The sequence below is a fragment of the Aeribacillus sp. FSL K6-2833 genome (assembly GCF_037965815.1).
Classification (GTDB): Bacteria; Bacillota; Bacilli; order Bacillales; family Aeribacillaceae; genus Aeribacillus; species Aeribacillus composti.
The window spans coordinates 1,144,020-1,164,035 of sequence record NZ_CP150189.1 but is presented as its reverse complement, the minus strand read 5'-3'; the positions used below and the strand labels follow the sequence as shown (position 1 = coordinate 1,164,035).

Genomic DNA, 20,016 nt, shown 5'->3' with positions numbered 1-20,016 from the left:
CTTATTTCAAAAACAGTTTCAATGCTTTTTTCACATATTGATCAGTTGAGAGCGATTCACCTTCCAATGACGGCTTGATTTTTGCTATCTCTTTCTCACTGTATCCTAAAACTTTCAGTGCATCGATCGCTTCCATAAGCGAATGATTGCTATGTTTTTGGTTTGTTTGTACCTGATTAGCTAACATGTTGGAAGACGGTTCTGAAACGAATTCGACGAGCTTCCCTTTTAAATCTAAGATGATTTGCCTCGCTGTTTTCTTTCCGACACCAGGAAATTTTACTAAAAATGCTTCATCTTCATTTTCAATGGCCTCCACTACTTGCTTTGCATCCCCATAAGCCAGGATCGCCAGAGCACCCTTCGGACCGATTCCTGTTACGTTTAAAAGCTTGGAAAAGAGAGTCTTTTCTTCACGGCTTGAAAATCCGTACAGAGCGAGGAGATCCTCCCTTACATATTGATATGTATAAACTGTCACTTCTTTTTTTATATGTTTTTGATAGCTGAAAGGATTGGGAGTGAAAATTTGAAAGCCGATTCCGTTCCGATCGATCACAATTGAATCTATTGATATATGATCTACAACTCCGCGGATAAACTCAATCACTGCGTTCACCTCTCATCACTTAACCTATTTTAACATAAAGAACTCGCTCCGTCAGGGAAAGAACTGCAAAAATAAACCGATGCCAAAAGCATCGGTCCTTTTATTTGAATTCATCAGCAGAATAAGCTTTAAAGGTATTGATGACATTTAAATAATTCTCTTTATTTTTTACGGGAATTCCTCTTTTTAGTTGCAGGTGGCGATAGCTTTCCAGTTTTTTTATATCGATCTGGAAAAAAGACTGAATGACTTCATTGTCTGCGTCAGGCTTCCCGTTAAAAATCGACAAAGTTCCGTCTTCCATAATACCGAAAAAACCATTTGTTTTTAATAAAGGAGAGAGGTCATCAATTTGCTTTTGAAAGACAATTTCGTCGCCATCCTGACGAACAACCTGCCAATCTTGATATTTCGCAATTACATCTGCGATAGAATGATGATGTTCTGTTTTGACCTCTTCGCTCACTTCGCCATCAAGATAAACTCTTCTCAAGATGACTTCAACTGTCGAGGAATGATGATTCGCATTTGCGAAAGATGCTTCAGGATGGAAATGACAAAAAGCTAAGATCATCAAAGTATAACAAAAGAGGCAAAATACCTTTTTCACATGCCACCACTCCTGAACTTATAACACATTTGTTTTTATTTATTGTAGCCATCATGAGAAGTTTTAACCCTTAGTCCTGATTCTTCATCTTATTACATATTATGGAAATTACCTTGTATATCATGGCATGCTTGTATATTAATACGTTTCAATTAGAAAAAGTAAAATGGATAACTTAACAATTTCATTTTTTTCGGCTGTTAGATTTTTTAATCGTTAATATCAATAAATTTTCAATCACTCATCTTCCTGCATATTATGGAAGACTTCTTGGACATCGTCGTCATCTTCAAGGACATCGATTAATTTGTACATTTTTTCAGCTGTTGTTTCATCTAGTTGCGTGTACGTTTGAGGAATCCATGTGATTTCCGCTGTTTCCAGTTTATATCCTTTTTCTTCTAAAGCGGTTTTTACATTATTCAAATTTTCAGGAGCGGTATAAATTTCAAACGCCTCACCACCTGACGCTTCTAATTCTTCTGCTCCAGCTTCAATTGCTTCAAGAAACAAGTCATCCTCTTCAATTCCGTTACCATCAATAACAATATATCCCTTTCGTTCGAACATATAGGATACACAACCAGTTTCTCCTAAGTTTCCTCCGTTTTTATTAAAGGCAGTACGAACACTTGTTGCTGTACGGTTTTTATTGTCCGTCAGACATTTTACCATTACAGCGACACCGCCGGGGCCATATCCTTCATATGTAATTTCTTCATAGTTGGCTCCATCTTGGCTGCCGGTCGCTTTTTTAATTGCTCGTTCTATATTATCGTTCGGCATGTTGGCAGCTTTAGCCTTGTCAATGGCAAGTCTGAGGCTCGGATTCGCGTCAGGATCTCCTCCGCCTTGTTTAGCCGCAACATAAATTTCTTTTGCCAATTTCATAAAAATTTTGCCCCGCTTCGCATCTTGGGCATTTTTTCTTCTTTGAATATTTTTCCATTTAGAATGTCCTGCCATTCTAAAAATCCCCTCTCATTAACAAATCTCGATTTTTAATATAACATATTTTATTTAGCGGGAAAAATTGTTCTTCACAAAAGAAACAGGGAGGAGTTCTCCCTGTCTCGTTAGCGGTTATTTCCGTCAAAAGGCTCTGTTACAGCTTCTCCAATATCATTGAATAGACGTTGGATATCTTCCCCTACATCCGTACCGTTATTCAAGTTATTATTAATGTTTCGCACGCGAGTAAAAGTTTCCTCGTCTGTTACAATATGGATGCTTTTATTTCCAGCCAATCTTGATACAACTCGTTTGGCTCGATTTTTTACGTCCTGTTCGTTTCGATCAGTTGTATTGATCGCTACTACAACCCTGTCATTTGTTACGAGCGTATCAACATCCTGCACGTTTTTCAGCCGGCTTACCTGATCAGAAATTCGTTCGGCTAATTGAGCATTATTCGAGCCCACATCCCGTAAATGATTATGATAATTGACATCGCTTCTTTGGAAGCCGTTGTTTCTTCTATCGTTGACTGTCAGCGAGCGGTCTCTATTGCGGTCATTTGCATCGCGGAGCATATCATTGTCATCCATTCCGCCGTCAAACATTTCAGTGATCGGTCCATCATTATCAACGTAATCAAAATTGCGATCCCGATCAGCTGAATAGTAGCCAATTGGTGCTGCACCATTTCGATCACGGTCATCCAATGCACCATTATTGTTGTTGCACGCCGCAAGACCAATTGTCATAAAAGAAAGGGCAATAGCTGCGGAAACTGATTTTCTCAATGAAAAAACCCCCTGAAAAACAATTTGAGCATAATAGCTCATCAATAGCTTGTTCTATCAGGGGAGGTTTATTGCTGTTAGTTCCCGGCAATTAATTAAAATTTTGGCGGTGCTGCCGCTAAATTTCGTTTATGCTCAGAACGTCTATGCAGCGCTTCAATGATTTCTTTATCTTTCTCAGGAATTTCCTCTCCCTTTAAAAATTTGTCAATCATATCATATGTTGTTCCCATTTCGTTTTCATCCGTTTGTCCTTCCCACAAACCGGCGCTTGGAGCTTTATTAATAATTTCATCCGGAACTCCTAAAATTTTTGCCATTTCCCTTACTTCGCCTTTTGTAAAATGTACAAGAGGAACAAGGTCTACACCGCCGTCTCCGTATTTCGTAAAATAGCCCGTATACCATTCAGCTGCATTATCTGTGCCAACAACCATGTAACGATAATTGTTTGCCACAGCGTATAATGTTGTCATTCTGAGCCGCGCGCGCGTATTCGCGTCGCCTAATCTTGCTGCTTCTTCATTCCAATCGTTTTTAGCTTGAATATTTTTTTGAATGGCGTGAAAAAGCGTTTCATGAGTTTCGGTCAAGTCGATCACCATATAATCAATGTTGCAGCTTTTCACTACTTTTAAAGCATCTTCTTGATCTTTCGGATTGCTTTTACATGGCATGATTAGGCCAAGCGAATGCTCAGGAAACGCTCGCTTAATGAGATGAGCAACTACGGCGGAATCTATTCCCCCGCTTATTCCGACAATTGCACCGTTTAATCCTGCGTTTTTTACTTGATTTTGAAGCCATTCGATTAATTTTGCAATTTTTTCCTGCATTATGTCATGCACCTTCCTTAGCATCATTTCTTTTTATTATCCATTGTATCATATTGTGTTTTACGAAAAATAAATCATGTCATGAAATTTTCAAAGAAAAAAGAGACGATTTTTATCATCGTCTCCAATAAAATTAATCTTCATCTTCTTCATCTTGCGGTGCAACGAACTGGTTATAATCATAGTAAGGCACAGCATAAGGGTAATGCGGTATTCCATATGGTACAAATGGAGCCGCTCGATATCCATAAGGTACAGGACCTCCGCAGCCGCAGTCATCCTGATGACTCGGAAAAGCTCCAGTATGAGGTATATTCTCTGCAAATTCTTGATTTTCCGCCGCCTCCGGGCTTACCCATTGACCGTGCGGCATTCCATAAGGTGCAGCATAAGGTGTCGGCGCCAATCCTGATCCTGGATATACAGGAGATACCGGATGGCATCCTAAGAATGGAAACGGTGGACAAAGAACAGGATATGGTACATATGGAACTACGGGTTGCGGACTGTATTGTATTGGTGAAACGTTTGGCGGAATGTTAGGTGCAACATTAGGCGGAATATTGGGCGGAATATTAGGTGCAACGTTTTCGTAACCATACGCTTCATCATATTCATCATCATCAAAATCTTCGCCATATTGTTGTGGGCTTACAAATTGATTCGGGGCAGGGTTCGGAATATTTGGCCAGACAGGCGCGTAATAAGGCTGCCATTGGGCTCCATAATATGGATTGACATTCGAAAATTGCGGATTCGTCATATCTTTGTTGTCCTCCTCTTTATTTTCTTCTCCTTTACCCAAAACTTCATGAAACACATTTTCAGGCTTTTTCGGAAGCTGCGGTTTGGAATCTTTTGAAGCATAGGGATGCGTTGGAGCCTTTTCCGCTTCTTCATGGATATTCATCATCGGCATATTGAGCATAAAATAATTGCTTACATCAGTTTTTTTCGGATAGTAAGGCTGATAAACTTTTGGAACGGGAGGCACATATGGCTTAGACGGCTTCTCCTTTGCTTCCGGTTCCTCAGTCTCAATAGGAGCAACAGGTTTTTCCTCTGCAAAAGGATGTTCCTTTGCTTCCTTTTTAAAAGCTACTTTTGGCACTTCTTTCTTTAATTCATGTTTCACTTCCTTTTTAATTGGCACATCACCAGTTGGAATTTTTATTTTCATTCCTGGCATAATAAGATCAGGATTGCTCAATTGGGAATTCAACTTTTTTAACTCTTGGAAATCGACTCCATATTTTTGAGCAATTTTCCATAGTGTATCGCCTTTTTGAACAATGTGGATTTTCACTGTTTCCCCCTCCTGTGAAAACGTACTGCCTATACAACTTTCGAATCAAAACATTCATAAATCTTCTTCATCACAACTTATGCAAATTTTAGTGGGATTATGATTTAAAAATGAAGGCTAAGAAAAACGATCCTCTTTTTTAAAAGCCAATTGATATCGATATCAGTACACAGCTGCTGATTTATGCTGCAAAAATTACAAAAATAAAAATACCCGAGGAGGACCCCAGGCATTCAAATTGTTCTTCGTACTTTTGCTATCCCGCATGCATATGGGCAATTGCAATATTTTTCCTTTTTATGAGCTATGATCCAGCATGCGATTTAATGCAAGAACTGCATACTCTTTAATTGATTCATCCACAATGATTTGATTAATTATTTTTCCTTTATCGATTGATTCCAGCGCCCAAACTAAGTGGGGCAGATCAATTCGATTCATTGTTAAACACGGACACATATATGGATTTAAAGAAAGAATCTCTTTGTCGGGATTATTTTGTATTAACCGATTCACTAGATTCATTTCTGTTCCGATTGCCCACTTGCTTCCTTTCGGGGAGTTTTGAATCGTATCAATAATATATTTCGTGGATCCCGAATAATCGGCCATCTGAACAACCTCAAATGTACATTCAGGATGAACGATAATTTTCATGTCGGGATATTTACTGCGAATATGTTCAATATTTTTTACTGTAAATTTCTCATGCACTGAGCAATGGCCTTTCCATAAGATGATGGCGACATCTTCCCTTTTTCCATCATAATGCAGCTTTTGTTCAATCGGATCCCAGACAGCCATCTTATTAAGGGGAATACCTAGTTTAAAGGCAGTATTTCTCCCTAAGTGCTGATCAGGTAAAAACAAAATTCTCTTTTTTTGCTTCAGCGCCCAAGCCAGCATCGTTTCAGCATTTGAGGAGGTTACCGTTGCTCCGCCATTTTTACCGACAAAAGCTTTAATCTCTGCTGATGAATTGACATATGTTAATGGCAAAATCGTGTCGTCAAAAAGCTCTTGCAGCTTGCTCCAAGCGGCTTCTGTTTGTTTAATATTTGCCATATCCGCCATCGAACAGCCAGCTCTCATATCCGGAAGAATCACCTTTTGATAAGGCGATGTCAGCATGTCTGCTGTTTCTGCCATAAAATGAACACCACAAAAGACAATATATTCGGCATCTTTTGTTTCTTGCGCTATTTGTGCCAGCTTTAACGAATCTCCTGTTACATCGGCAAATTGGATCACTTCGTCTTTTTGATAATGATGACCTGGGATCATCAGTCTTGTTCCGAATTTCTTTTTGATTTCTATCACACGGTTTTCCAATTCTTTCACAGATCGATGTTTATAATCTTCAGGCATCATTTCTATTTTTGAAGCATCCAACAATTCAAAAAGATTCATAGCTCATTCCTCCCCGAAAAAGATAAACTAATATCTATTGAAGGTGCTGAATGGGTAATAAACCCAAGCGATATAAAATCAACATTTGTATCTTTGTAATCCGCTAAATTTTTTAACGTAATTCCGCCTGAAGCTTCTGTGATAATATCAGGCGGAGTCATATCAACAAATTTTTTCACTTGTTCAGGCGGGCAATTGTCAAACATGATAATATCGGGATGTACTGAAATTGCTTCTTTCAATTGCTCTTCCGTTTCAACCTCCACCTCAATTTTTACCATGTGACCGACCCGATTTCTTGCCCTTTCAACTGCTTTTGTAATCGAACCGCAAAAGGCAATATGGTTGTCTTTAATCATCACCCCGTCATATAAACCAAATCTGTGATTATATCCTCCCCCTATGCGGACAGCATACTTTTCAAACATTCTAAGCCCAGGTGTTGTTTTTCTTGTATCACAAATTTTTGTATGCGTTGAATTTAACGTCAGCACCGCTTGTTTTGTCAAAGTTGCGATCCCGCTCATTCGCTGCAGCAGATTTAACACTACTCTCTCTCCTTGTAAGATGGAACGAATAGAACCTTTTATGACGGCAATCTCTTCCCCCGCTGTCAGCTCATGTCCATCTTTTACAAACATGTGAACTTCAAGGTTGGGGTTTAACATCGAAAAAGCGGTTTTCACCACGTTTTCTCCACAAAAAACTCCGCTTTGTTTTGCTTTTATGACGCCCGATCCTCGGTCGTTTTCTGAGAAAATCGCATCGCTGGACAAATCATTGTCTCCTATGTCTTCCATAAAAAATTGCTTCAATGCCTGCTCGAGTTTTATTTGATTCATTTTTCAACCGCCCCTATCCTTTGCTCGTTTGTTTGTACAATTCGTTTTTCCAGCCATTCAGGTTTTTCCCCCGGATAATCGATCCTGAAATGGCCGCCGCGGCTTTCCTTTCGTAAAAGAGCTCCTTTAGCTATTAAATATCCGGCTGTGATCATGTTAATCCGTTCGATTTCTTCAATTGAATAACTTATAGCATTTAATGGAAAATATTTGACATATCGCTTCAGCCATGAAACAGCCCATGACAGTTCTCCATGCGTCCGTTCGATTCCAACCCATTTTGTCAATATTTTGCGTATTTCTCCTTTTTCTGGAACCTCTGTTTTTTCATGTTCGTTCCAATGGAAATCCCCAAAACTCTCCTGTGAAGACAGCCGCTGATCCAGTATAAATTTTGCAATCCTTTTTCCGAATACAAGACCTTCTAAAAGAGAATTTGATGCTAGACGATTTGCCCCGTGGACACCAGTACACGCCAATTCGCCTACAGCATAAAGCCGATCGATATTCGTTCTGCCGACTAAATCGGTTTCAATTCCGCCCATTAAAAAATGCATGCCAGGCACTACAGGAATTTTCTTCTTGCTCAAATTTACCCGATTTTGCCGACACATCTCAGCAATCGTTGGGAAACGTTCGGAAAAAAATTGAATTTCTGAAATATCCAAATACACTTGATGTCCATCCCGATATTTACGATAAATTGCGCGGGCAACAACATCTCGAGGAGCCAAATCACCTAATGGATGAATTTCGCTCATAAATCTTTGCCCCGTTTCATCGATCAATACAGCGCCTTCTCCCCTGACCGCTTCAGAAATCAATCCTCTGCATGTCCCGTTTATATAAAGCATTGTTGGATGAAACTGTGTAAACTCCATATCGATCAGCCTGCATCCAGCCCGAAAAGCAATGGCAAGTCCGTCTCCCGTTGCGTTCGGATGATTGGATGTCCATTCATAAGCTTGACCGCAGCCGCCGGTTGCCAAAATAATATGGGAGGCTGTATAGACATGTATATTTTCATCTGCTGTTTTGGTAATAATGCCAACTGCCCTTCCGTCCTTTACAACGACATCACAAACAAACTGATATTCATTGATTGTTATCCGGTTTGTTATTTTTTTTAAAAAATGCTCGACCATTTTCCTTCCCGTCGCATCTCCTCCTGCATGGAGAATGCGGCGAAAGGAGTGCGCCCCTTCATTTCCTAAATCCACATTTCCTTGCTCGTCCTTGTCAAATGGAAAGCCCTCATCCATAAGGGATGAAATAATTTCCTTTCCTTCTTGCACGAGCAACTCAACTGCTTCCTTTTTATTGTGGTAGCGCCCAGCATATAATGTATCTTCATAATGAAGGCAGCTATGATCATTTTCATGTATGGCACATGCAATTCCACCTTGAGCCAAATGAGAATTAGAACTAGTTTTCATCGTTTTTGTAATCATTAATATGTTCATTTTTTCACATAATTCGCTTGCAACCGTTAATGCGGCAATACCGCTTCCGACGATGATGACATCATAATGGGTCATCAACAACCCCCTTATAAATTTACACATGTCTTGACACATATATTTACACAAAAATACAATATTGACAAGAGGAATTTTTCACAAAATTTTTAAGGCTTGAATAGAGAGGGCGAAAACAATTGATATACTTTGATTTTGCAGCAACGACCCCCATGAGTGAAAAAGCGATTGCTTCATACACCGAAGCGGCAAAATTTGCTTACGGAAACTCAAGCAGTCTGCATGATATCGGCGGCAAAGCGTATGAACTATTGACAGCGTCAAGGAAAGCATTTGCAGCGTTATTAGGAGGAGATCCAAACGGTGTTTATTTTACTAGCGGCGGTTCTGAAGGCAACATACTGGCCATCCAATCATTATTAAATAGCACGCCAAACAAAAAGCATATTATTGCTTCTTCACTTGAACATGCATCCATTGACCATTATTTGTCTTTATTGCGTGCGAAAGGATATGACATTACATTTTTAAAGCATGATCAAAATGGAAATATTTTAATGGAGCATCTTGAAGAAGAAATCCGTGAAGATACGGCCCTTGTCACCATCCAGCACGGCAATTCCGAAATCGGAACAATTCAAAATATAAAGGAAATTGGCTTGTTTTTAAAAAAGAGGAAAATATACTTTCATACCGATTGTGTGCAAACGTTTGGAAAACTGTTGATTCCCGTCGATGAGATGAATGCTGATGCCTATACATTTTCTTCACATAAAATTTACGGTCCAAAGGGCGTAGGAGCAGTGTATATTCATCCAGCAGCAAGCTGGTCGCCAGTGATTCCCGGAACAACACATGAGGACGGATTTCGTCCAGGCACTGTCAACGTTCCAGGCATTTTTTCCTTTGTCACTGCCGCAAATGAGTTTTATAATCAAAGAGAGAAGCATTTTAACCAATTCATCAAGCTCAAGCAGCATTTGATCAGCCAATTAAAGAAACAGCTGCCCACGATAACGATTGTCAATGAAACGAAAAAAGAGGTTCTCCCAAATATTGTTGGTGTTGTCACAAACAGTTTAGAAGGTCAATTTGTAATGCTCGAATTGAACCGAAAAGGATTTGCGGTCTCAACTGGAAGCGCCTGTCAAGCTGGAAATAGTCATCCTTCTAAAACCCTTCTTTCAATCGGCTTTGACAAAGATTCCGCTCATCAATTTATTCGTATTTCTTTTGGAATTACAAATACAATCTCGGAAGTCGATGAGCTTATCAATGCGATTCTATCCATCGTTCGATAAGAGTTTTGAAAGGCTGGTGTTTATGGAAAAAATATTAGGGGACAAGCGGAGGGAAGTGATTCTCGAATGGTTGAAAAATGAAAATCGGCCGATCACGGGAGGGGAATTGGCCTCACGGACGAATGTCAGCCGTCAAGTCATCGTTCAAGATATTTCTCTTTTAAAAGCACTCGGAGAACCGATTTTAGCCACAAGTCAGGGATATATGTATTTAAAAGAAAGAACGAATGAGACAAAAAAAGCGAAACGTCTTATTGCCTGCAAGCACGCTCCGGAAAAAACAAAGGAGGAATTGAACATTATTGTTGATTACGGAGCGACTGTAAAAGATGTGATCGTTGAACATCCAGTGTACGGGGACTTGACCGCATCGATTATGGTAAGCAATCGAAAAGAAGTAGATGAGTTCATAAAAAAAATCGAAACAACAAACGCCTCTTATTTGTCGGAATTAACGAACGGCATTCATTTGCACACCATTCTTGCCGACAATGAAAAAACTTTAAATGATGTTTGTGCAGCTCTTGATCAAGCAGGATTTTTAATTCGTGACGATCATTGATTAATCAAGCCAGGCATCCTGCAATGGATGCTCGGCTTTTTTTATAGTTTATAAGCCGGAAAGCTTCCGAGAATCTTGACGCCGCAGCCTAAAGCCTCCAGTTCTTGGATTGCCCCGGGTATTAAAACATCATCCATTTTTGATTCTATATCTATAATAAACAAGTAATCTCCTAATCCCGTTTTCATTGGACGAGATTCAATTTTTGATAAATTCAGTTTTCTCCATGCAAATGCAGACAATACTTGATGCAGGGCGCCTACATGGTCTGTCGGCAACGTTACAACTAATGTCGTCTTTTCACCGACTTTATTATGGTGGTTATTTTCTATTTGAAAATCTTGATCCGGATGTAAAATAACAAATCGTGTATGGTTGTAATCATAATCGTGAATATTATATTTCACAATAGCTAAATCATACTCTTTTGCCGCCAACTCATTGGCAATGACAGCCATATTTTCTTCCGGATGTTGATGGATATATTCTGCAGCGGCTCCTGTCGATGTGGCATATTCGATCGAAACATCCGGCATATGCTCATGTAAAAATTTATGGCATTGTGCAATAGCATGTGAATGAGAAAATACTTTTTCGATTTTTTTCCAATCATCCTTCCTGCAAGGATGAACCATTAAATGCTGCTTGATTGGAACAACAATTTCACCGACAATATGCAGTGTATTTTCATGAATTAAATAATCAATTGTAAGATTGACCGACCCCTCAAGCGCGTTTTCAAGCGGAACAACGGCAATGTTTGTTTCTTGCTTGACGACTGCATCCATGACATGTGGAATCGTTCGGTAAGGGACTAGTTTTACATCGTTTTCAAAAAATTTTGAGACGGCCAAATGAGTAAATGTTGCTTTCGGTCCCAAATAGCTGATTTTCATCTGTATATCTTCCTTCCTAATTCTATGCACCTGAACTTAATAGTTCGACCTTTTCTACAAATTCTAGCTTCCGCAATTTTAATAATAAAACGTTCATATCTTCTTTCATTCCGTTCGTGTTTAATGATAAAGTCACATTGGCTCTTCCTTGAATCGGAATGGTTTGGTGAATTGTCAGCACATTGCAGCCTGCTTCAGCCACAACTTTAAGCAAATGCGACAGAGTTCCGGAACGATCTTCTAAATGGAAAAACAACGTAATGATTTTTTCTTTGACAACAGTATGAAAAGGAAAAACCGCGTCCCTGTATTTATAAAACGCACTTCGGCTCAAGTCAACGAGCTGCACTGCTTCTTGAACGGACGAGACTTTGCCTCGTTCAAGAAGCTTTTTCACTTCGAGCGTTTTTTTCATTGCTTCCGGCAGCACATCTTCCCTTACCAAATAAAAAATTTCGTCTTTCATCTACCGTCTCCTTTCCCACCCATATGCGATGAAGCATGAAGGACACAAATTTTATGTGCAAAATGTTTTATTCAATGAATTCAAATTCAAATTCCAGCAGCCTTACTGTATCCCCGTCTTTTGCACCGCGCTCTCTTAATGCGTCGTCTACCCCCATTTTGCGAAGCTGTCTTGCAAAACGGCGAACGGATTCGTCTCTTGAAAAATCGGTCATTTTAAACAGCTTTTCAACTTTTTCACCTGATAAAATAAACGCTCCATCGCTGTCACGGCTGATGGTAAAGCTCGGCTTTTCATCCTTTAATGTATACACGACACGATTCGGAGCAGATGTTTCCGTTTCGTCAAAGTAAAGAGGGAATTCCGGCGTTTTTTCCAATAAATCGGCAATAGCAAATAACAGCTCGCGAATTCCTTGGCGTGTAACGGCTGATATTGGAAAAATGCTGACATTTTTGTCTTGCAGCTTTCTTTTAAATTGTGAAAGATTTTCAGCAGCATTTGGCATATCCATTTTGTTGGCGACAACAATTTGCGGCCGCTCCGTCAGCCTTAAATTATATTGTTTTAATTCTTCATTGATCGTCAGGTAATCCTCATACGGATCACGGCCTTCCATTGCGGACATATCAATGACATGAACGATGACTCTTGTTCTTTCAATATGACGCAAAAATTGATGTCCAAGACCTACTCCTTGATGAGCGCCTTCAATAAGACCCGGTAAATCTGCCATCACAAAACTGCGTCCGTCTTCGGTCTCAACAACACCTAAATTCGGCACAATCGTTGTAAAATGGTAGGCAGCGATTTTTGGTTTAGCACTTGATACAACTGATAAAAGAGTGGACTTCCCAACGCTCGGAAATCCGACAAGCCCGACATCAGCCAAAAGCTTTAATTCCAATGTTACATATCGTTCTTCTCCCGGCTCCCCTTTTTCGCATATTTCGGGCGCCGGATTCGTTGGCGAGGCAAATCGGGTGTTTCCTCTGCCGCCCCGTCCTCCTTTGGCAATCACGCTTCTTTGCCCGTGCTCGGTTAAATCTGCGATCACTTCTTTTGTATCATCATCGATTACAACAGTACCGGGAGGAACTTTCACAACAAGGGGTTCGGCATTTTTCCCGTGCTGATTTTTAGACATCCCGTTTTCGCCTTTTGGAGCTTTAAAATGTTTTTTATAGCGAAAATCCATTAACGTCCGAAGACCTTCATCCACTTCAAAAATCACATCTCCGCCCTTTCCGCCGTCTCCCCCTGCAGGGCCTCCTTTCGGAACATATTTTTCTCGGCGGAAAGCAACCATGCCGTTCCCGCCATCTCCGCCCTTCACATATACCTTCACTTGATCGACAAACATTGAGCTTCAGCCTCCTTTCATTGTTTCATCACGACTTACTGACCATCAATGTAAATTCATATGTATCAAAATGTATTTGTTGAATGGTGATTGCATCTGATTGGTACTGCTCTAAAAATGTTAAAAGAGTCTTATCATCCGTTAGTATACCATTAAAATCATAAAAGAACCGGACATTGTTTTCTGTTTTAAAGAGTTCTAATGTTACGGTTATATGATTTTCTTGTTTTTTATCAATATTTTGATTAAGGATTTGAAAAAGATCTGTTGTAAAATGGAACATTTCCTCATCTAGACTAGAACAATCCATCGCTTCCCCTAGCACTTCATAATCCAAAATGAGAAGGTGTCCTTTCCAGTTATATGTTAAAAGCAGCTCTGCAAAACTGGGCATGTTTAAATTGCAAAGTTTTGATTCTTGCTTTGCTTCCACGACAATTTCATCAATAATTTCCTTCACCCGATCGTATTTTTTTAATGATAAATGGCCTTTAATTAATTGCAATTTATTCATCCAATCATGTCTGGAGTGGCTTAATGCGTCAACAATACTCCATCTCTCTCTTTGATCAGCCATGGTTCCACTCCCATCAAGCTATCTTTTTAAACATGTACAAAAATTATATCAACTTTCCATTAAAAAAACACCGAAAAAGAAAACTCTAACCAAAAAGGCTAGAGTTTTTCAAGTGTTTGCTTATGCTTCTTTTGCTATCGGATACACGCTGACTTTTTTCTTGTCGCGTCCATATCGTTCAAAACGGACGATGCCGTCTACTTTCGCATAAAGCGTATCATCCCCGCCGCGGCCAACATTCAAACCAGGATAAACTTTTGTACCTCTTTGACGATAAAGAATGGAGCCGCCTGTAACAAATTGGCCGTCCGCACGTTTTGCACCTAATCGTTTTGCGATGGAATCACGTCCGTTTTTCGTGGACCCAACTCCTTTTTTCGATGCGAAAAATTGAAGATCCAATTTTAGCATGAGTGCCACCTCCTAATCTTTTTTTGTAACGATTCGAATAAACTTTCCATACCCTCGCTCGATCGTTTGTAATGAAACAAGCATTCCTTCAAGCAATAATTGGATTTTTTCAAATGAATCCGTGTCAACTTGATCAGGAACCTGTACGTGCAAAAATCCGCCTTCTTCCGATTGTTCAACATTCATATCGACATTGGCTAAAGCTTTGATCGCATTTACTGCTCCAAAAGAAACAGCTGAAGCGCCTGCACATACGATGTCCTTCCCGTGCTCTGCGAAGTCCGCATGCCCTTTCATTGTAAACGACCGGATGAATCCTTCTTTCGAACGATGGATGGTCACATGTATCATATGAAACAGCCTTTATTATGCATTAATTTTTTCAATGACAACTTTTGTGTACGGTTGGCGATGACCTTGTTTTCTACGGTAATTTTTTTTCGGTTTATATTTAAAAACGATAATTTTCTTACCTCGGCCATGCTTTTCAACTTTTGCCGTAACCGTAGCTCCTTCTACCAGCGGGTTACCTACCTTTACGTTGTCTCCTCCAACGAAAAGCACCTTGTCAAAAGTAACTGTTTCACCTTCTTGAGCGTCTAATTTTTCCACATAAATGGCTTGACCCTCTTCAACTTTCACTTGTTTCCCGCCAGTTTCAATGATTGCGTACATATTCTGCACCTCCTATTTAACTAAGACTCGCCAGATTAGGGTGTCGGATAACCGAGCTTCAAACCCAAACTGAGCGGTTGTAGCACGGGTGCTACAAAAAACAATAACAAATTGATCTTAACAAAATATGAATGTATATGTCAATACATTTTGGAGATCCGTAAAGCCACTTCCTCTTCTGTTCCCCATTGGCGAATTTCGAATCCTTTTACATGATCGGAAGGACTGAAGAAAATCTTCATGCCTATTAGTTCTTCAAGCTTTTTTAAATGTTTCTCATATTCACATGTAAAAAAATCGCAAACTTCTGGGGCCGCTTCTACAAGGACGGCTTCGTCATCTGATCCAGCATGTTCAAGAAGGGTTCTTTCAAGTTCAAAAGCAATGCTTTCAACCGTCCTTTTTCTTCCTGTTCCGCCGCATACTGGACATGGTTCGAGCAAAAGCTTGGAAAGAGATTTTCGAGTTTTTTTCCTTGTTAATTGCAATATATTTAATTCGGTAAAACCGATGACTTTTGTGAAAATGCGGTCCTTTTCCAATTCTTTTTGAAACAATCTCAAAATCCGGCTTCGATCTTCCTTCTCCATATCAATAAAATCGATCAAAATGATCCCGCTCAAATTTCTTAATCTTAACTGCCGGGCAATTTCTTTTGCCGCTTCCTCATTGGTTTTTAAAACCGTATCTCGGTACGTATTTTTCCCCGAAAATTTCCCTGTATTAACATCAATGACAATCATTGCTTCCGTTTCTTCAATTACGATAAACGCGCCGTTTTTTAGCCAAACAATTTTTTTCAGCGCCTTTTCGATTTCATGTTCGATTGCATAATAAGAAAAAATATTTTCGTTTTCGGAATAAAAATCAATGGAAAATGGGAACAAATCTCCGTAATTTTTTTTCAATTCTTTTACAGTGCTTATGTCATCAATGACAATTTCATCCAATACATGCGGTGAAATTTCAGCGATAATTTGCTCTACAAAACTTTCTGAACCGAATAATAAGCTCGGCACTTTTTTGCTTTTCAGCTGTTGTTCAAAACTGCTCAGCATGTCATCGAACCATTTTTTTATTGTTTGGTCATCCGCTCTTTCCGCAGCAGTTCGGAAAACGATGCCCCCTTTGTTTGAGCATAACGTTTCCCCGAGAAGCTGCAATCTTTTTCTTTCTTCCTGGGAAATAATTTTTTTGGAAATTGCCACCGAGCGGCCAAAGGGCTGATATACAAAAAAAGGGGATCGCAATTCAATATTCATTGTGACTTTAGGGCCTTTAAATTCTCCTGATTCTTTTACAACTTGAACGATTACCTCTTCACCTTGAGAAATAAAATGCCGGACATTTTTATTTTTTAATGCCCCATTCGTTCGGGACGTCTCAAAATATGACATAATGTCATTCCGGTGAAGATAGCCGTTTCTTCCCTGACCTAAATCAACAAAAACAGCCTCCATACCAGGAAGGACTTTTGTTACTTTTCCTTTATAAATGTTGCCGACAATCGTGTTTTTTTCTTTTATCCATACTTCCGCCAGTCGTCCGTTTTCCAATAATGCAATGCGTTCATCATCCGTTTTTTTATTTATAATTAATTGCCGCAACCCAACAACCTCTTTTCATGTATTGTTTCCTATTTCAATACCATGTTTTCCTGCAGGCGTCAATAAACGTACTGTAAATCACCCATTTTTCCGTCCGTCTTTTTTTCCGAAAAAAAACTGTGCAGCAGCTCATTTTCATCAAGCTGAAAAAGTTTTTTTCCATCGTCCTCCACTATAATAGGGTGCTTGCAACCCCGCTGAAATTTCAGCAGCACGTGGTAAATCAAATCATCGCGATCAACAATGATCGGCTTTAACACTGTGAACGCTTGATGATTTCCATAATACCTTTCCATCAAGAAGCGAATATATACAAATTGTCTTTGTTTATATTCCGTATAAATGGAGTGAACGATAAAGGCTGCGATAATCCACCCGCTTAAAAGAGTAGGGTTAAAAAAAAGCAAAAAAAGGAACAAACATGAAAAAACAACTGCAGATATGCGAAGCATTTCCTTATGAGCAACTGAAAAAGGTTTTTGTTTGCTCAGCAAAATAAAAAGAAGCTTTCCTCCATCAAGGGGCCAAATGGGAACAAGATTAAAAAGGAAAATAGACATATTAAAAAAAATAAACATTTCATATGTAGAGTCGTTTATGAAATTCGCTTCCCAAAAAATCCATGCAGCTATTTGCATCCATAAATGCTGAATCGGTCCAGATATAACAACAAACAGATCTTCTTTCAAGGGACGATTTCCATGCTCCTCCATTTCCACTGCACCGCCAAAAGGAAGAAGCTGAATGGACTTGATCCTCCATGAAAAAAAACTGGCGCAAACAGCATGTCCCATTTCATGAATAAAAACTATTGAGAAAAGGATGCAAAGAGCTTTAAATTGCGCTGTCATTGCTCCGATTGCAATCAACACCCAAAAGATAGGATGAATATGTATTTTCGACAATAAGGAAAAATATTTATTCAAATGAGATCACCTGACTCGGGTCAATAAATGTGTCGCCCTTTTTTATGGCAAAATAGTATGTTCCGTGCTGGTTTTGGCTTTGCTTTACTTTGCCTACAGGTTTTCCCGTTTCGACAAAGTCATACAGCGCTACATTTAGCTCTTCCAGGTTCCCATACCAGGTTTCTATTCCATCAGCATGTTGAATCACCACAGTCAGACCAGTATCCTCCTTCTTTCCAGCTTCAATAACAATTCCTTCATTCATGGCCTCTACCGTTTTATTATTTGTTTCGATCATCACACCTTGCCCGGTATCTTTAAAGCTCTGAAGCACCTTTCCTGATGCCGGAACCGCATATTGACTTTCTTTAGATCCACTTTCCTCTTTCGATTGTTTTTTCAAAAACGCTAATGGATTCCCAAATTGCTCTTCGTACCATTTGGAAACATATGCAAAGTTAAACTCCTTTTCCATCACATGGCTGACGAAATCTCTAGCTTTCAGAAATTCTGCCCGGTCATTTTTAAAAATAATACCGATCATCAGGACGATGCAGGCAGAGATTAGCAATTTTGTTATAAAAACGTCCGAACGAAACAATGGATGAAAATTTTTACTTCCTTCTGCCTCTACATAAAGAGGGGAGTCCGCGTCAACTTGCACGTTTTCTTGTGTGATTTGATTGATAAATGGAACAGATGTATCATCACTGCTGCTTGAACTGCTCGAAAGCATGCTGTTCATTCTTTTTCGTTTACGCTTTGCTATTCGTTTTTTTATTTCTTTTGCTCGACGATTCATCATCCATCATCCTTTTGCAATTTTGTACAAGTTTATGCCCTGTCCTTACCGTTTATGACAATAAAGCCATTTTGCATTTCTTAAAGCGATATCTAGGCAAATGTTTATCTTTGACCTTGATATAGAACTTTTACCTACAACCTAGTAAGTAGGTTCTTCACTGTTTTCTGGTTCAAAGGAATACTGGATGAAGCAAAATAAAATATGGCGCTATCCGAGAAAAGCAAAATTTTGAAATCAAAAAGAAGACCACAAAATGCTTTTGTCGTCTTCTTTTTGAAATAGTAGTATATGGTGAATTAACACAAAAGCTAGACTGCCTCTTATTTGAAGCCGCTTAACGAAATAGGTTGACTAGTTCATTGATCGATAAAATGAAAAATAAAACAATATTTAAACTCAAAAGTACGTTGAAAAACCATTTATTTCGATCTTCCTTATGAGGAAGATGCTTTTTACTATTAAGCAAATAGATAAGGGTCAGCGCCAGAAAGGGCATAAATAGCGCACCAAGGGCACCATACAAAATAATGAGGCTCACAGGTTTTCCTATAAAATGCAAGAGCATTGGCGGGAATGTTAACCAAAAAACAAAAAATTTATAAGCTTTTGTCTTACTTAATTGTTCTTTATTCACATCATGTTTTTTAACAGTATAGACAAAATCAGCAAATAAATAAGAGACGCCATTCCAAACACCTAATACTGATGTAAAGGAAGCTGACCAAAAACCGATGAGAAATAAGATGCGTACAGTTGGGGACAGCTCGTTTCCTAAAATGGTTGCAAATGATACGAGACCTTGCTCACCGTTAATGTTTGTATTCGTTCCATATAGTAATGCAGCCCCTAAAATTAATAAAGAAATTGTAAAAACTGCTGTAGTAATATAGGCAATCATGGAGTCAAATCTAACGTAGCGGAGGTAGGATCGATCCTTCCAATTGTTTTCCTGCAGCCAATAGCCATAAGACGCCATGGTAATGGATCCGCCAACTCCCCCAATTAATCCGAGTGCGTAAAGCAGTGACCCTTTCGGCAACGCCGGAACAGCAGTGTCCATGATATCAGAAAGTTCCGGCAAAACAATAACAGCTGAGCCGACAACCGAAATAAACATAAGTAGAATTAAAAGATTCATAACTTTTTCAAATAGCTTATATTGCCCTATCCATGTTAATAAAAAACCTAACAAACCGCTTATAACCGCCCATACCCATAAAGGCAAGACAGGAAATAATGCAGACAGAGCCAATGCACAAGATGAAGTCGCAGCCGCTCCATAAACAAATCCCCAAATAACCGAATAAACGCCAAAATAGCTTGTTGCCCATAATCCCATAGAATGCCAGCCTTCTAAAATAGTTTTTCCAGTCAGCAAATGATATCGGCCAACACCCTCATTTAAGGCAAATTTTAAAATAGCCCCGATAATGATTGCCCATAAAAAGACAAGTCCAAAATTTGTACCGGCAACTAAGGCAGCAACTAGATCACCGGCTCCGACGCCCGTTGCTGCGACAATTAACCCCGGACCAACGGCCGGCCATTTTTTTGTGGATTTTCCATGTTCCATCACTGTCACCTTCCATCTGAGATTTGAACGTAGAA

Annotated in this window: 22 protein-coding genes and 1 other annotated feature; of the genes, 2 read left to right on the top strand and 20 right to left on the bottom strand. The window is 39.3% G+C overall.

Annotated features, from left to right (window positions below):
• Window position 1: 1 nt before the first annotated feature.
• From ruvA to nadB, 9 genes are all read right to left on the bottom strand, one after another.
• Window positions 2-610: a Holliday junction branch migration protein RuvA gene (gene ruvA / locus NSQ94_RS05755; RefSeq protein ID WP_339230348.1), complete on the bottom strand. Its 609-nt coding sequence runs from the start codon at window positions 608-610 to the stop codon at window positions 2-4.
• Between the two features lie 100 nt (window positions 611-710).
• Window positions 711-1,220 (bottom strand): BofC C-terminal domain-containing protein, encoded by a 510-nt coding sequence (locus NSQ94_RS05750; RefSeq protein ID WP_235600442.1) that lies wholly within the window; start codon window positions 1,218-1,220, stop codon window positions 711-713.
• Window positions 1,221-1,457: 237 nt separating this feature from the next.
• On the bottom strand, window positions 1,458-2,186 hold the full coding sequence (locus tag NSQ94_RS05745; protein ID WP_130156068.1) for a YebC/PmpR family DNA-binding transcriptional regulator: 729 nt from the start codon (window positions 2,184-2,186) through the stop codon (window positions 1,458-1,460).
• Between the two features lie 110 nt (window positions 2,187-2,296).
• Entirely contained in the window at window positions 2,297-2,965 is a 669-nt protein-coding gene (locus tag NSQ94_RS05740) for a YhcN/YlaJ family sporulation lipoprotein (protein ID WP_339230345.1), read from the bottom strand.
• Between the two features lie 95 nt (window positions 2,966-3,060).
• Entirely contained in the window at window positions 3,061-3,801 is a 741-nt protein-coding gene (gene nadE / locus NSQ94_RS05735) for an NAD(+) synthase (RefSeq protein WP_094246278.1), read from the bottom strand.
• 133 nt (window positions 3,802-3,934) lie between these two features.
• A complete protein-coding gene (gene safA, locus NSQ94_RS05730) occupies window positions 3,935-5,107 on the bottom strand; it encodes a SafA/ExsA family spore coat assembly protein (protein WP_339193169.1) in 1,173 nt (390 codons plus the stop codon).
• A gap of 297 nt (window positions 5,108-5,404) precedes the next feature.
• The gene (gene nadA, locus NSQ94_RS05725) at window positions 5,405-6,517 is read right to left on the bottom strand and encodes a quinolinate synthase NadA (RefSeq protein ID WP_339230343.1); all 1,113 of its coding nucleotides are present in this window, start codon (window positions 6,515-6,517) and stop codon (window positions 5,405-5,407) included.
• Entirely contained in the window at window positions 6,514-7,359 is an 846-nt protein-coding gene (gene nadC, locus NSQ94_RS05720; RefSeq protein WP_339196940.1) for a carboxylating nicotinate-nucleotide diphosphorylase, read from the bottom strand. Before nadC ends, nadA begins: the two co-directional genes overlap by 4 nt.
• Window positions 7,356-8,897 carry an L-aspartate oxidase gene (gene nadB / locus NSQ94_RS05715; protein ID WP_339230341.1) on the bottom strand — a complete coding sequence of 514 codons (1,542 nt, stop codon included), beginning with the start codon at window positions 8,895-8,897 and terminating at the stop codon, window positions 7,356-7,358. Before nadB ends, nadC begins: the two co-directional genes overlap by 4 nt.
• Window positions 8,898-9,049: 152 nt before the next feature.
• On the opposite strand from nadB, the gene NSQ94_RS05710 reads away from it, so the two are divergent.
• Window positions 9,050-10,138, top strand: coding sequence for an IscS subfamily cysteine desulfurase (locus NSQ94_RS05710; protein ID WP_240326727.1), 1,089 nt, complete (start codon window positions 9,050-9,052; stop codon window positions 10,136-10,138).
• Between the two features lie 22 nt (window positions 10,139-10,160).
• On the top strand, window positions 10,161-10,700 hold the full coding sequence (locus NSQ94_RS05705) for a transcription repressor NadR (protein ID WP_162876994.1): 540 nt from the start codon (window positions 10,161-10,163) through the stop codon (window positions 10,698-10,700).
• A 41-nt stretch (window positions 10,701-10,741) separates the two neighbouring features.
• Here NSQ94_RS05705 and pheA read toward each other — a convergent pair whose 3' ends face one another.
• From pheA to NSQ94_RS05650, 11 genes are all read right to left on the bottom strand, one after another.
• On the bottom strand, window positions 10,742-11,596 hold the full coding sequence (gene pheA / locus NSQ94_RS05700; RefSeq protein ID WP_063387959.1) for a prephenate dehydratase: 855 nt from the start codon (window positions 11,594-11,596) through the stop codon (window positions 10,742-10,744).
• Between the two features lie 22 nt (window positions 11,597-11,618).
• Entirely contained in the window at window positions 11,619-12,062 is a 444-nt protein-coding gene (locus NSQ94_RS05695) for an ACT domain-containing protein (RefSeq protein WP_063387958.1), read from the bottom strand.
• Between the two features lie 67 nt (window positions 12,063-12,129).
• Window positions 12,130-13,425 carry a GTPase ObgE gene (gene obgE / locus NSQ94_RS05690; RefSeq protein ID WP_063387957.1) on the bottom strand — a complete coding sequence of 432 codons (1,296 nt, stop codon included), beginning with the start codon at window positions 13,423-13,425 and terminating at the stop codon, window positions 12,130-12,132.
• A 28-nt stretch (window positions 13,426-13,453) separates the two neighbouring features.
• The gene (locus NSQ94_RS05685) at window positions 13,454-14,002 is read right to left on the bottom strand and encodes a Spo0B C-terminal domain-containing protein (RefSeq protein ID WP_063387956.1); all 549 of its coding nucleotides are present in this window, start codon (window positions 14,000-14,002) and stop codon (window positions 13,454-13,456) included.
• A gap of 120 nt (window positions 14,003-14,122) precedes the next feature.
• Entirely contained in the window at window positions 14,123-14,413 is a 291-nt protein-coding gene (gene rpmA, locus NSQ94_RS05680; RefSeq protein WP_063387955.1) for a 50S ribosomal protein L27, read from the bottom strand.
• A 12-nt stretch (window positions 14,414-14,425) separates the two neighbouring features.
• Window positions 14,426-14,764 (bottom strand): ribosomal-processing cysteine protease Prp, encoded by a 339-nt coding sequence (locus tag NSQ94_RS05675; RefSeq protein ID WP_063387954.1) that lies wholly within the window; start codon window positions 14,762-14,764, stop codon window positions 14,426-14,428.
• A 15-nt stretch (window positions 14,765-14,779) separates the two neighbouring features.
• Window positions 14,780-15,088, bottom strand: a complete 309-nt coding sequence (gene rplU, locus NSQ94_RS05670) for a 50S ribosomal protein L21 (RefSeq protein WP_063387953.1) — start codon at window positions 15,086-15,088, stop codon at window positions 14,780-14,782.
• A gap of 13 nt (window positions 15,089-15,101) precedes the next feature.
• Window positions 15,102-15,177: a sequence feature (ribosomal protein L21 leader region), on the bottom strand.
• Window positions 15,178-15,228: 51 nt separating this feature from the next.
• The gene (locus tag NSQ94_RS05665; RefSeq protein ID WP_339230338.1) at window positions 15,229-16,695 is read right to left on the bottom strand and encodes an Rne/Rng family ribonuclease; all 1,467 of its coding nucleotides are present in this window, start codon (window positions 16,693-16,695) and stop codon (window positions 15,229-15,231) included.
• Window positions 16,696-16,754: 59 nt separating this feature from the next.
• A complete protein-coding gene (locus tag NSQ94_RS05660; RefSeq protein ID WP_066249570.1) occupies window positions 16,755-17,621 on the bottom strand; it encodes a M50 family metallopeptidase in 867 nt (288 codons plus the stop codon).
• Window positions 17,614-18,408 carry a M23 family metallopeptidase gene (locus NSQ94_RS05655; RefSeq protein ID WP_066249572.1) on the bottom strand — a complete coding sequence of 265 codons (795 nt, stop codon included), beginning with the start codon at window positions 18,406-18,408 and terminating at the stop codon, window positions 17,614-17,616. Before NSQ94_RS05655 ends, NSQ94_RS05660 begins: the two co-directional genes overlap by 8 nt.
• A gap of 334 nt (window positions 18,409-18,742) precedes the next feature.
• Window positions 18,743-19,981, bottom strand: coding sequence for an Nramp family divalent metal transporter (locus NSQ94_RS05650; protein ID WP_339230337.1), 1,239 nt, complete (start codon window positions 19,979-19,981; stop codon window positions 18,743-18,745).
• Between the last annotated feature and the right edge of the window lie 35 nt (window positions 19,982-20,016).

Excerpts from the sequence above, each read along its gene's own strand:
- NSQ94_RS05745 (WP_130156068.1), bottom strand. The coding sequence starts at position 2,186 with ATGGCAGGACATTCTAAATGGAAAAATATTCAAAGAAGAAAAAATGCC.
- nadE (WP_094246278.1), bottom strand. The coding sequence starts at position 3,801 with ATGCAGGAAAAAATTGCAAAATTAATCGAATGGCTTCAAAATCAAGTA.
- nadA (WP_339230343.1), bottom strand. The coding sequence starts at position 6,517 with ATGAATCTTTTTGAATTGTTGGATGCTTCAAAAATAGAAATGATGCCT.
- nadC (WP_339196940.1), bottom strand. The coding sequence starts at position 7,359 with ATGAATCAAATAAAACTCGAGCAGGCATTGAAGCAATTTTTTATGGAA.
- nadB (WP_339230341.1), bottom strand. The coding sequence starts at position 8,897 with ATGACCCATTATGATGTCATCATCGTCGGAAGCGGTATTGCCGCATTA.
- NSQ94_RS05710 (WP_240326727.1), top strand. The coding sequence starts at position 9,050 with ATGAGTGAAAAAGCGATTGCTTCATACACCGAAGCGGCAAAATTTGCT.
- NSQ94_RS05705 (WP_162876994.1), top strand. The coding sequence starts at position 10,161 with ATGGAAAAAATATTAGGGGACAAGCGGAGGGAAGTGATTCTCGAATGG.
- pheA (WP_063387959.1), bottom strand. The coding sequence starts at position 11,596 with ATGAAAATCAGCTATTTGGGACCGAAAGCAACATTTACTCATTTGGCC.
- NSQ94_RS05695 (WP_063387958.1), bottom strand. The coding sequence starts at position 12,062 with ATGAAAGACGAAATTTTTTATTTGGTAAGGGAAGATGTGCTGCCGGAA.
- obgE (WP_063387957.1), bottom strand. The coding sequence starts at position 13,425 with ATGTTTGTCGATCAAGTGAAGGTATATGTGAAGGGCGGAGATGGCGGG.
- NSQ94_RS05685 (WP_063387956.1), bottom strand. The coding sequence starts at position 14,002 with ATGGCTGATCAAAGAGAGAGATGGAGTATTGTTGACGCATTAAGCCAC.
- rpmA (WP_063387955.1), bottom strand. The coding sequence starts at position 14,413 with ATGCTAAAATTGGATCTTCAATTTTTCGCATCGAAAAAAGGAGTTGGG.
- NSQ94_RS05675 (WP_063387954.1), bottom strand. The coding sequence starts at position 14,764 with ATGATACATGTGACCATCCATCGTTCGAAAGAAGGATTCATCCGGTCG.
- rplU (WP_063387953.1), bottom strand. The coding sequence starts at position 15,088 with ATGTACGCAATCATTGAAACTGGCGGGAAACAAGTGAAAGTTGAAGAG.
- NSQ94_RS05655 (WP_066249572.1), bottom strand. The coding sequence starts at position 18,408 with ATGATGAATCGTCGAGCAAAAGAAATAAAAAAACGAATAGCAAAGCGT.
- NSQ94_RS05650 (WP_339230337.1), bottom strand. The coding sequence starts at position 19,981 with ATGGAACATGGAAAATCCACAAAAAAATGGCCGGCCGTTGGTCCGGGG.